Annotated in this window: 9 protein-coding genes; 7 read left to right on the top strand and 2 right to left on the bottom strand. The window is 67.7% G+C overall.

Annotated elements, in window-relative coordinates:
- Positions 1-81 precede the first annotated feature (81 nt).
- The 6 genes from typA to ACFW2E_RS05755 all read left to right on the top strand — a co-directional run bounded on the left by typA (position 82) and on the right by ACFW2E_RS05755 (position 8,764).
- Positions 82-1,989 (top strand): translational GTPase TypA, encoded by a 1,908-nt coding sequence (gene typA, locus ACFW2E_RS05780; protein ID WP_384461956.1) that lies wholly within the window; start codon positions 82-84, stop codon positions 1,987-1,989.
- A 577-nt stretch (positions 1,990-2,566) separates the two neighbouring features.
- Entirely contained in the window at positions 2,567-3,601 is a 1,035-nt protein-coding gene (locus tag ACFW2E_RS05775; protein WP_384461953.1) for an ABC transporter permease, read from the top strand.
- 91 nt (positions 3,602-3,692) lie between these two features.
- Positions 3,693-5,501, top strand: a complete 1,809-nt coding sequence (locus tag ACFW2E_RS05770) for an ABC transporter substrate-binding protein (protein WP_384461951.1) — start codon at positions 3,693-3,695, stop codon at positions 5,499-5,501.
- 91 nt (positions 5,502-5,592) lie between these two features.
- On the top strand, positions 5,593-6,573 hold the full coding sequence (locus tag ACFW2E_RS05765; protein ID WP_384461947.1) for an ABC transporter permease: 981 nt from the start codon (positions 5,593-5,595) through the stop codon (positions 6,571-6,573).
- 20 nt (positions 6,574-6,593) lie between these two features.
- Entirely contained in the window at positions 6,594-7,658 is a 1,065-nt protein-coding gene (locus tag ACFW2E_RS05760; protein WP_384461944.1) for an ABC transporter ATP-binding protein, read from the top strand.
- A gap of 17 nt (positions 7,659-7,675) precedes the next feature.
- On the top strand, positions 7,676-8,764 hold the full coding sequence (locus ACFW2E_RS05755; protein ID WP_384461941.1) for an ABC transporter ATP-binding protein: 1,089 nt from the start codon (positions 7,676-7,678) through the stop codon (positions 8,762-8,764).
- Positions 8,765-8,951: 187 nt separating this feature from the next.
- On the opposite strand, the gene ACFW2E_RS05750 is transcribed toward ACFW2E_RS05755, so the two are convergent.
- Together ACFW2E_RS05750 and ACFW2E_RS05745 are read right to left on the bottom strand one after the other, a co-directional pair.
- Positions 8,952-9,653 carry an alpha/beta hydrolase gene (locus ACFW2E_RS05750; protein WP_384461938.1) on the bottom strand — a complete coding sequence of 234 codons (702 nt, stop codon included), beginning with the start codon at positions 9,651-9,653 and terminating at the stop codon, positions 8,952-8,954.
- A 286-nt stretch (positions 9,654-9,939) separates the two neighbouring features.
- Entirely contained in the window at positions 9,940-10,482 is a 543-nt protein-coding gene (locus tag ACFW2E_RS05745; RefSeq protein ID WP_384461935.1) for a GNAT family N-acetyltransferase, read from the bottom strand.
- Positions 10,483-10,982: 500 nt separating this feature from the next.
- On the opposite strand from ACFW2E_RS05745, the gene ACFW2E_RS05740 reads away from it, so the two are divergent.
- Positions 10,983-11,686: class I SAM-dependent methyltransferase (locus tag ACFW2E_RS05740; RefSeq protein ID WP_384461932.1), on the top strand; the 704-nt coding region annotated here is incomplete at its 3' end.

The raw sequence follows: 11,686 nt of genomic DNA, 5'->3' as shown, positions 1-11,686 counted from the left end.
GCCGTGGCGTGTTCAGCCCGGCAGGGTCCGCGTATCACCGACGTACGCGCTGGCCTTCCTCAACTCCGGGAGTAAGCCTTCATGGCCACGCGCCACGACATCCGCAACGTCGCCATCGTCGCCCACGTCGACCACGGCAAGACGACCATCGTCGACGGCATGCTGAAGCAGGCCGGTGCCTTCGCCGCCCACCAGCTCGACCAGGTCGACGACCGCGTCATGGACTCGAACGACCTGGAGCGTGAGAAGGGCATCACGATCCTCGCCAAGAACACGGCGGTGAAGTACCACCCCAAGGACGGGGGGGACGTCATCACCATCAACATCATCGACACCCCCGGCCACGCCGACTTCGGCGGCGAGGTCGAGCGCGGTCTGTCGATGGTCGACGGTGTCGTCCTGCTCGTCGACGCCTCCGAGGGCCCGCTGCCGCAGACCCGGTTCGTGCTCCGCAAGGCCCTGCAGGCCCGGCTGCCCGTCATCCTCTGCATCAACAAGACGGACCGCCCGGACGCCCGTATCGACGAGGTCGTCAACGAGACGTACGACCTCTTCCTCGACCTGGACGCGGACGAGGAGCAGATCGAGTTCCCGATCGTGTACGCGTGCGGCCGTGACGGCATCGCCTCGCTGACCAAGCCGGACAACGGCACGGTCCCGGCCGACTCCACCAGCCTGGAGCCGTTCTTCTCCACGATCCTGGAGCACATCCCGGCCCCGACCTACGACGAGGCCGCCCCGCTCCAGGCCCACGTCACCAACCTGGACGCCGACAACTTCCTCGGCCGTATCGCGCTGCTCCGCGTCGAGCAGGGCGAGCTGCGCAAGGGCCAGACCGTCGCCTGGATCAAGCGGGACGGCTCGGTCGGCAACGTCCGCATCAGCGAGCTGATGATGACCGAGGCCCTCACCCGCAAGCCCGCCGAGAAGGCCGGCCCGGGTGACATCTGCGCCGTCGCCGGCATCCCGGACATCATGATCGGCGAGACCCTCGCCGACCCCGAGAACCCGATCCCGCTCCCGCTGATCACGGTCGACGAGCCGGCGATCTCGATGGTCATCGGTACGAACACCTCTCCGCTGGTCGGCCGCGGCGGCACCGGCAAGGGCGCCGACGCGAAGGCGGCGGTCAAGGACCGCAAGGTCACCGCTCGCCAGGTCAAGGACCGCCTGGACCGCGAGCTGGTCGGCAACGTCTCGCTCCGCGTCCTGGAGACCGAGCGTCCGGACGCCTGGGAGGTGCAGGGCCGTGGTGAGCTGGCGCTCGCCATTCTGGTCGAGCAGATGCGCCGCGAGGGCTTCGAGCTGACCATCGGCAAGCCGCAGGTCGTCACCAAGGACGTCGACGGCAAGGTCTACGAGCCCGTCGAGCGCATGACGATCGACGTGCCGGAGGAGCACATGGGCGCGGTCACGCAGCTCATGGGTGTCCGCAAGGGCCGGATGGACAACATGTCCAACCACGGCTCCGGCTGGGTCCGCATGGAGTTCGTCGTGCCCTCCCGCGGTCTGATCGGTTTCCGCACCGAGTTCCTGACCCAGACCCGCGGCACCGGCATCGGCCACTCCATCCACGAGGGCTTCGAGCCCTGGTTCGGCGCGCTGCAGACCCGCAACAACGGCTCCCTGGTGGCCGACCGCTCCGGTGCCGTCACCGCGTTCGCGATGACCAACCTGCAGGAGCGCGGCGTCCTGTTCGTCGAGCCGGGCACCGAGGTGTACGAGGGCATGATCGTCGGCGAGAACTCCCGCTCCGACGACATGGACGTCAACATCACCAAGGAGAAGAAGCTCACGAACATGCGGTCGTCGACGGCCGATGTCGCCGAGTCGATCGTGCCGCCGCGCAAGCTGTCGCTGGAGCAGTCGCTGGAATTCTGCCGCGACGACGAGTGCGTCGAGGTGACCCCGGAGGCGGTCCGCATCCGCAAGGTGAACCTGGACGCCCGCGAGCGCGCCCGCGCCGCGAGCCGCGCCAAGCACGGCTGAAACACACGGCACGCCTGACACACAGCGTGCTCACGGCGTGAACCCGGGTGTCCCCATGGTGGGGACACCCGGGTTTTTTGCAACCCATTTTCCGTTGGCCGATGTCCGTAATGCGGAGATCCCTGACCGATAGCCATGTAACACGTCCGTTTCGCGCCCTTCTTCGGTCGAACAGTTTGTCCAGATTTTGGAAGGTCTACGCGTGAGCTGTGACTGAATTGAGATTTAAGAACAGTGGTCGGTGGTCGGCCCATGGCAGATAGTTAGCCGCGTAGCGCTCGGGTCAATGGGTCTCGCGCTGTGGGGACAGCGCCGACTCACGAGCACCAGGGGGTGTCTGACCCTCCGTCAGGGGTGTCGGAGGACGCGGACGGTAACCCCCTCCCGTTGGTGAACACGTGACGTCATGAGGAGGAACCCCCATGCGTGGTAATTCCGGCCGTTCGTCCGGCAGCCAGGTCTGAGAAACCGGCGACCGCTCAGCGCGGCCGCTCAACTACGCGCGTCCCACTGCGGATTCGCGTATCTCGGAGTACCTGGACGCCTCTCACACCCATACCTGTGAAACGGACGAACAGTGACAAGTCCTATCGACATTGAGGGCGGCGGGACAGCGGTGGCCGTCGGCGGCGAACCGGAGCCGCAGGCGAAGACCGAGGCCGTCAGCCTCGAAGGCCGGTCTCCCGGCCAACTGATGTGGATCCGCTTCAAGCGCGACCGTACGGGCGTGATCTCGGCCTACATCGTGGGTTTCTTCTTCCTGATCGGGCTGCTCGCGCCGCTGATCTCCAAGCTGTACGGCAAGGATCCGTACACGGTGTACGCGGACGAGCGCCCCGAGCTGTTCGACAGTGCCGGTGTGCCCGTCCAGCCCAACGGCGGCATCAGCGGCGAGTTCTGGTTCGGGCTCGAACCGGGCAACGGCTACGACGTCTTCACCAAGCTCATCTACGGCATCCGCACCTCGCTGATGATCTCGGTCGCCGTCACGATCGCGGTCGTGCTGACCGGCATCGTGCTCGGCGTCGCAGCCGGCTACCTCGGCGGCAGGACCGACTTCTTCATCGGCCGGGTCATCGACTTCCTGCTCGCCTTCCCGGCGCAGCTGTTCTTCATCGCCAGCATGCCGGTCGTGGTCTCACTGTTCGTCAGCCCGCGCGACGAGACACCGACCTATGTGCGGGTCGTCTCGCTCATCCTCGTGCAGTGGTTCCTCGGCTGGATGAGCCTGGCCCGCATTCTGCGCGGCACCTCACTGGCCCTGCGTGAACGGGAGTTCATCGAGGCGGCCAAGGTGAGCGGCGCCTCGCCCTGGCGGATCATCCGCAAGGAGATCCTGCCGAACGTCGTCACACCGCTCCTGGTGCAGTCGACGTATCTGCTGCCCAGCTTCGTGACCGCCGAGGCCGGTCTGTCCTTCCTGGGCGTGGGCATCGTCGAACCGACGCCCGACTGGGGGCAGATGTTCTCCAAGGCGTCGACCGAACTCGTGATGCAGAACGACATCACCTACATGTTCTTCCCCGGCATCTCGATGATCATCTTCATCGTCGCGTTCAACCTGCTCGGGGATTCGGTCAGGGACGCCTTCGACCCCAAGACCGCGCGCTGACCGTGCACTTGCACATTTCTCCACGGCAGTTCTTCCGCACTGGTGACAGACGGGGCACCGGTGACACACAAGATGGGTGGGAAACTGAGTGATGAGTAGGGGCGGACGCCACGTCTACGGCGCACTCTCCGTGCTCGCGGCCGGAGCTCTTGTGCTCACCGGTTGCAGCAAGGGTGGCAGCGACAGCGGCGGCAACGACAAGAAGGACCAAGAGAACGCCAAACGCCAGCAGGCGTCGATCAAGTTCGGCGGCACGGCGGACTCCACCGGACCGGCGGCCGACGTACCCGGTGCCAAGGCCGGCGGCACCATGGAAGTACTGCAGCGCGACAGCTACGCACACCTCGACCCGGCCCAGATCTACGTCTCCGACGAGGGCTCCCTGGCCACGCTGCTGCACAGAGGCCTCACCGGCTACAAGGCGACCAGCAACGACGGCTCGAAGCACGAGGTCGTCGGTGACCTCGCCACCGACTCCGGCACCACCACGGACGGCGGCAAGACCTGGAAGTACACGCTGAAGGACGGCATCAAGTTCCAGGACGGCTCGCCGATCACGTCCAAGGACTTCCGGCACACCTTCGAGCGGCTCTTCGCGCCCTTCGTCAACCAGGGCCCCACCTACCTCCAGCAGTGGCTGGCCGACTCCCCGGGTACCGCGTACCGCAAGCTGCTCAAGGACGGCCCGTACAAGGGCAAGCACCTGCCCAGCAGCATCCTCGAGACGCCGGACGACAAGACGATCATCTTCCACTTCAAGACCGCCCACCCCGACCTGCCGTACGCGCTGGCGATGGCCGGCTACGCGGTGGTCTCGGAGAAGGGCGACACCAAGGAGAGGTACGACAAGGCACCGGTGGTGACCGGCCCGTACAAGGTCCAGTCGTTCAAGTCCGGCAAGTCGATGGTCCTGGTCAAGAACACCAACTGGGACCCGAAGACGGACCCGATCCGCCACCAGTACGTGGACCAGTTCAACATCACCTTCAACCAGCAGTACGAGACCTCCACCAAGGCCCTGCTGGCCGACAGCGGCGCCGACCAGACCGGCCTCAGCTTCAACAACCAGGTGGACGCGGGCAACCTGTCCAAGGTTCTCAGGGACCCGAAGATGAAGTCCCGCACGGTCTCCGGCTACCAGCCGTACGTCGGCCAGATGAACATCAACATGAGCCACCCGGCGCTCAAGGACAAGACGGTCCGCGAGGCCATCGCCTACGCGCTGCCGATCACGCCGTTCGTCCGCGCCTACGGCGGCACGGACGCCATGGAGGTCGCCGGCGGCCTGATCTCCCCGACCGTCAGCGGCTACGACCCCTCCTTCGACCCGTGGGGCAAGAAGAAGAAGCCCGCCGGTGACCCGGACAAGGCCCGCGAGCTGCTGAAGAAGGCCGGCAAGCTCAACATGAAGCTGACCTTCGGCTACATCAACACCCCCGAGGGCCAGCAGTACTCCACGGCCATGGCGGCGGGCCTGAAGAAGGCCGGCTTCAACGTCCAGCGCCAGGAGATCCCGGCCGAGACGTACTACGACCAGGTCAGCAAGCTCAACAACAACTACGACATCTTCCACACCGCGTGGGGTGCCGACTGGCCGTCCTCCTCGACGGTCATCCCGCCGCTGTACGACGGCCGCGTGATCGCCGACGGCGCGCAGAACTACTCGCAGATCAACGACCCCAAGGTCAACAGCGAGATCGACCGGATCAACCAGATCACCGACCCGGTCAAGTCCGCGGCCGACTGGGAGAAGCTCGACCAGTACATCGTCAAGGACGTCGTCAACGTCGTCCCGACGGCGTACTACAAGCAGACCCAGATCGCCGGTTCCAAGGTCGGCGGCCTGGTCTACGACGACGTGATCGGCGGCATCGACCCGCGTCGCCTCTACATCAAGTAACCGTCCCCGCCCGGTACCCGGTGCGTCCCCTCGGCAACGGGGGAGCACCGGGTACCGTCCGGCCCGCCGACGTCAGAGAGCTGCCCCTGTCATGCTGCGCTTCCTCGTCCGCCGGATCCTCGGTGCCATCGTCATCCTCTTCCTGCTGAGCATCGTCACGTTCTTGCTGTTCTTCGGGATGCCGCGCGACCCGGCGCTGCTCATGTGCGGCAAGACCTGCAACCCGGACAGCCTCGCCAACATCCACCATGTGCTCGGCCTCGACAAGTCCATCCCCGAGCAGTACTGGATCTTCCTGCACAACCTCGTCATGGGCAGCAACCAATTCGCCCAGGGCCCCTGTCCGGCGCCTTGTTTCGGGTACTCGTACCACACCAACGAACAGGTGTGGAGCACGCTGATGGACCGGCTGCCCACCACCGTCTCGCTGACCCTCGGCGCCGCCTTCTGCTTCCTGCTCGTCGGCCTCGGCAGCGGCCTGCTCGCCGCCTGGCGGCGCGGCACGCTCATCGACAAGGCGGCCACGGCCGGCGCGATGGTGCTCAGTTCGATGCAGATCTACTTCCTCGGCCCGCTGGCGCTGGCGATCCTCGTCTACCAGACCCACTGGTTCGAGAAGCCCGCCTACAACGACTTCACCGCGAACCCGATCACCTGGTTCACGGGGCTGATCATCCCCTGGGTGGTCCTCTCCACGATCTTCGCCGCGCAGTACACCCGTATGGCGCGCTCGTCGATGATCGAACAGCTCCAGGAGGAGCACGTGCGCACCGCCCGCGCCAAGGGCATGTCCCGGCGATACGTCTTCTTCCGCTACGCCTGGCGCGGTTCGCTGATCCCCATCGTCACCATCTTCGGCATCGACCTGGGTTCCCTGCTCGGCGGCGCCATCATCACCGAGTTCACCTTCGGCCTGCCGGGCATCGGCCAGCTGGCGGTACTGTCCGTCTTCTTCAGCGACCTGCCGCTGCTGCTCGGCGTGATGCTGTTCTCCGCGACCATGATCCTGCTCTTCAACATCATCGTCGACGCCTGCTACGCCTTCATCGACCCGCGCGTGCGGCTGGCCTAGGCCGTTTTAGGAGCACTCTTGTGACCACTCTGACCAAGGAGGCCGGCGCGTCCGTCCCGGCCGGCGCGGGTCCCCTGCTGTCGGTGCGCGACCTGCACGTCAGCTTCAAGACCGAGGACGGCATCGTACGGGCCGTGGACGGGCTCTCCTTCGACCTGGAACGCGGCAAGACCCTGGGCATCGTGGGGGAGTCGGGCTCGGGGAAGTCGGTGACCAACCTGACCGTCCTGGGCCTGCACAACCCCATGTTCACCACGGTCGAGGGCGAGATCCTGCTCGACGGACAGGAGCTGACCACCGCCCGGGAGCCGGAGCTGGAGCGGCTGCGCGGCAACAAGGTCGCCATGATCTTCCAGGACCCGCTGACCGCGCTGTCCCCCTACTACACCGTGGGCCGCCAGATCGCCGAGCCGTTCATGAAGCACAACGGCGCGTCCAAGCGGGCCGCCTGGGACCGCGCGGTGGAGATGCTCGGCAAGGTGGGCATCCCGAACCCGAAGGAGCGGGCCAAGGACTACCCGCACCAGTTCTCCGGCGGTATGCGCCAGCGCGCGATGATCGCCATGGCGCTGGTCTGCGACCCCGACCTGCTGATCGCCGACGAGCCGACCACGGCCCTGGACGTGACGGTGCAGGCCCAGATCCTCGACCTCCTGAAGGACCTCCAGCAGGAGTTCGGCTCCGGGATCATCTTCATCACCCACGACCTCGGCGTGATCGCCGACATGGCCGACGACATCATGGTGATGTACGCGGGCAGCGCGGTGGAGCGGGGCACGACGGACGAGGTGCTGCGCTCGCCGCAACACCCCTACACCTGGGGCCTGCTGAACTCGATGCCCCGGCTCGACTCCGACCTCGCGGCCCCGCTCACCCCCATCCCGGGCGCCCCGCCCTCGCTCCTCAACCCGCCGTCCGGCTGCCGCTTCCATCCCCGCTGCCCCTTCCAGGACCGGGTCCACGGCGGCGGCCGCTGTGTCAACGAACGCCCGCTGCTGGCCCCCGACCGGGCCTCCGCCTGTCATCTGACGGGCGAGCAGAAGCGGACCATCTTCATCGACGAGATCAAGCCCCGGCTGGGCTAGGGCCAGGAGGACACACCATGACAGAGGACCTCGTCCTCCCCGCCCAGCGCGAATCGGCCCCCGGCCGGGAGGGGGAGCCGCTCCTGGAGGTCTCCGCCCTGACCAAGCACTTCCCGGTCAAGGGCGGCTTCCCGATCCGGCGAACGGTCGGTCACGTCCAGGCCGTGGACGGCATCGACCTGACCGTGCGCGTCGGCGAGAGCTTCGGCCTGGTGGGCGAATCGGGCTGCGGCAAGTCGACGACGGGCCGGCTGATCACCCGCCTCCTGGAACCGACGAGCGGGAAGATCACGTACCGCGGACAGGACATCAGCCACGCCTCGCGCAAGCAGCTGGCGCCGATCCGCTCCGAGATCCAGATGATCTTCCAGGACCCCTACTCCTCGCTGAACCCGCGGCAGACGGTCGGCAGGATCATCTCCAACCCGATGGAGGTCAACGGGATCGCTCCCGAGGGCGGGAGGGAGAAACGCGTCCGCGAACTGCTGGAGATCGTCGGACTCAACCCCGAGCACTTCAACCGCTTCCCGCACGAGTTCTCCGGCGGTCAGCGCCAGCGCATCGGCGTCGCCCGCGCGCTCGCGCTGGAGCCGAAGCTGATCGTCGCGGACGAGCCGGTGTCGGCCCTCGACGTCTCCATCCAGGCGCAGGTCGTCAACCTGCTGCAGAAGGTCCAGCGGGAGCTGGGCATCGCCTTCCTCTTCATCGCCCACGACCTCGCGGTGGTCCGCCACTTCTCCCAGCGCGTGGCGGTGATGTACCTCGGCAAGATCATCGAGATCGCCGATCGCGAGGACCTGTACGAGAACCCGCGCCACCCCTACACGAGGGCGCTTCTCTCCGCCGTGCCCGAGGCGACGGTGGACGACGTCCCGCGCGAGCGCATCCGCCTCGTCGGCGACGTGCCCTCCCCGATCAACCCGCCGTCCGGCTGCCGCTTCCGCACTCGCTGCTGGAAGGCGACGGAGAAGTGCGCGACGGAGGCCCCGCCGCTGGTCCAGGTCTCGGGCAACAAGCCCGGCCACCTGACGGCCTGCCACTACCCGGAGACCGCGGACATCATTCCGGCCCCCCGCCTCTCCAAGGACCCCGAGACGGCGGCCTGACACACCCCTTTCCGTCAGCCGTCTCTCGCGGACGGGCTTTCACTGGCCCATTGACCCGAGCCCATGAACGTCCCGTCCAGGGGATAAGGGCCCGTACACCCGTCAAGGATGTGCGGGCCCTTCTCGTGCGGTGACACTCCGGCGGGCTTGAGCCGGCGGTCAATTCGGCTGTTCATCGCGCGACGACTTACGCGTGACGTTCTCCGGGCACCACCCGGTGGAGTTGTCCGGGGGGAGTGATTCCGGCGGCACGGGCCAGTACGTCGGCGGTCCGCAACCCCGCCTCAACGGCGTGGTCGGCGGTACTGGGCAGGCAGCGTTCGTACTCGGGGACGAACTCCGCCATGATGACGCCGGCGTGATCGGTCGCGACCTCATTGAGCGACACCGGCCAGCCCTGTTCCTCGAGAGCCGTGCGCAACTCGCGTGAACGCTCGACGTCCACCACTGGATCGGCGCTGCCGTGCACCAGCCACACCGGCCGGGGCGGCACCCGGCTGCCGCCCCGGCCGAGGTCGTCGATCGGGACGGTGCCGGTGGTCGGTGCCACCGATCCGTACGCACCCGCGATTCCCACGACGGCTTGCGGCCTCCAGTTGCCGAATGCGGCGGGATTCACGGCGACACCCACCGCGGCCTTGCCGCCCAGCGACCAACCGGCGAGCGCGATCCGCTCGGGATCCCCGCCGAAGTCGACCGCGTTCTGCCGTACGAAGACGGCCGACTCCCTCAGCTGCGTTCGGCCGCCGTCCGCAGCGTCGGATCGCCAGTCCGGCACCAGGACGATGACGCCCAGCTCCGCCGCAGCGCGGGCGACCGGCGCGAGGACGTCCCGTTCGTCGGGGCCCCGGCCGTGCCAGAGCAGCACCGCGGGCACAGGCTCTGACACGCCCGCAGGCCTATACACGTCCATGAGCTTGCCGCTGGGCCCGTACCTGAGCCCCGTCCTGACGACAACCTCCGTGGCCACCGTGACACCCCCGACTCGTAGACCACGAACAAAGTCACAGCATCCACGCGAGTCGACCGAGCTACTCCAGGTCAACCGGCTGAAACGGCCGCCGTCTCAGGCACGGAACGGGTCGCCCAACCGGGCCAGGCGTCCCAAGCCGGGAAGAACTCAACGCTGAGGCGCCACCAGTACAGTCACGGTCTACGGCTGGAGTACCACGGCGTCACGCCACCCACTCGTCGCGGAGCATCCCGAAGAGCACGCGGTCGTGGCGCTCGCCCTCCACCAGCACCGCCGACCGGCGGCGGCCTTCCTCGCGGAAACCCAACCTGGTAAAGGCGCGCACGGCGCGCTCGTTGCCGCTCCAGGTGTCCAGTTCCAGGCGGCTCAGGCCGTACGCGCCGAACAGGTGGCCCACGAGCACCCGCAGCGCGTCACTGCCGTAGCCGCCACCCCAGAACTCCCGCTCCCCGATGGTGACTCCCAGCGTGGCCACTCCTGCGTACGGGTCCAGGTCCCGGTAGTCGACCATGCCTATCACCCGTCCGCCTGCCAGGTCCTCGACCGTGAACACGGCCGACTCCCTCGGGTTCAGTCGCAGCATGGTGTCGAAGCCGAGCGCGATCGCCTCCGCCGTGACCGGGCCGAAGCACGGGTCACCGCCTGCGGCCCAGCGCACCACTTCGGGGTCGTTGCGCCACCGAAGATGGTGCTCAGCGTCTTCGGAGCGCAGCGCACGCAGCCTTACCAAATCTCCTTCGAACATTGTGGAACTCTATGCGATCGCTGAATTCATCGAGGGCTGGGCGCCACATGCATACGGACTCCCCCGGTCCTCCGAGAACGGGACGACGGTCCCTGCCCCCAGCAGTTCGTGCGGGTCGCCACGAGCGCAAGTCTCAGCCACTCCTCCGACACCACCATCTCTCCCACGGACTTCGACTGTGCGCGCGCAACGGCTGCGGTGCATCGGTGTCGCCCGCGCGCTCGCGCTGCAGCCGAAGCGAGCGCGCTGTTGCGAAGGAACTCGCCGACCTGCGTGACACTCCGGGCTTCCGTTCGCTCTGCCAGGTCCTCATCCGGTGGGGACGGTCAGCCGAGTAGGAACTCCACTGACGTGGGCTCGCGTGGCTCGGCTTCCGGCGGCCCGGCCCCGCATCGCGTCCATGTCCCGTTCTTTGAGCGGCCGTTGCCCGAAGGTGGGTAGAAGACAAGAAGACGGTGGATGACGCTGTGCGGTTCACCGGCGTATGACAAACTGCCGCGGTGGTCGATCATTCGTTCGCCGATCCTTCGCTTGCCGCCCTGTACGACAGCCTCAATCCGTGGGGGCCGGGTGACGACTTCTATCTCGGCCTGGTGAAGTCCGCGCGGTCCGTGCTGGACGTCGGCTGCGGCACCGGCCAGTTGCTCAGGCGGGCGCACGAGGACGGACACCCCGGGCGGCTGATGGGGCTCGATCCGGCCGCCGCCATGCTCGTGCAGGCGCGGCAGGCCGCGCCCGGTGTCGAGTGGGTGCTCGGTGATCTGCTGACCCGGCTCTGGGACGGCGAGTTCGAGCTGGTCGTGATGACCGGGCACGCCTTCCAGGTGCTGGTGTCCGACGAGGAGTTGCGCGCCTGTCTGCGTGCCGTGCGGTCGGCGCTGGCCGGCGGAGGGCGGTTCGCGTTCGAGACGCGCAACCCGGACGCCCGTGCCTGGGAGACGTGGACACCGGACCGGGCGCGGGAGATCACGGACGCGGACGGCAGGACCGTACGGGTGCGCCACGAGGTCCAGGGCGGTCCCGTCGGGAGCCGGGTGACGTTCACCGAGACCTACGAGGGCGACGGCTGGTCCCGGCCCCGGGGGGGCCGGGGCCCGCCCCCCCGCGGGGGTCCCCCGACCCAGGGTGGGGGGGGGGGGGGCGGGCGGGCCGGGCGGGCGGCGGGGGGGGGCGGCGGGGGCGGGGGCCGCCCCGCCCCCGGGCG

Origin of the sequence: Streptomyces sp. NPDC058964 (assembly GCF_042741275.1) — a bacterium.
Lineage (GTDB): Bacteria > Actinomycetota > Actinomycetes > Streptomycetales > Streptomycetaceae > Streptomyces.
The sequence above is the reverse complement of the archived record's forward strand: the minus strand, read 5'-3'. Positions and strand labels throughout refer to the sequence as shown.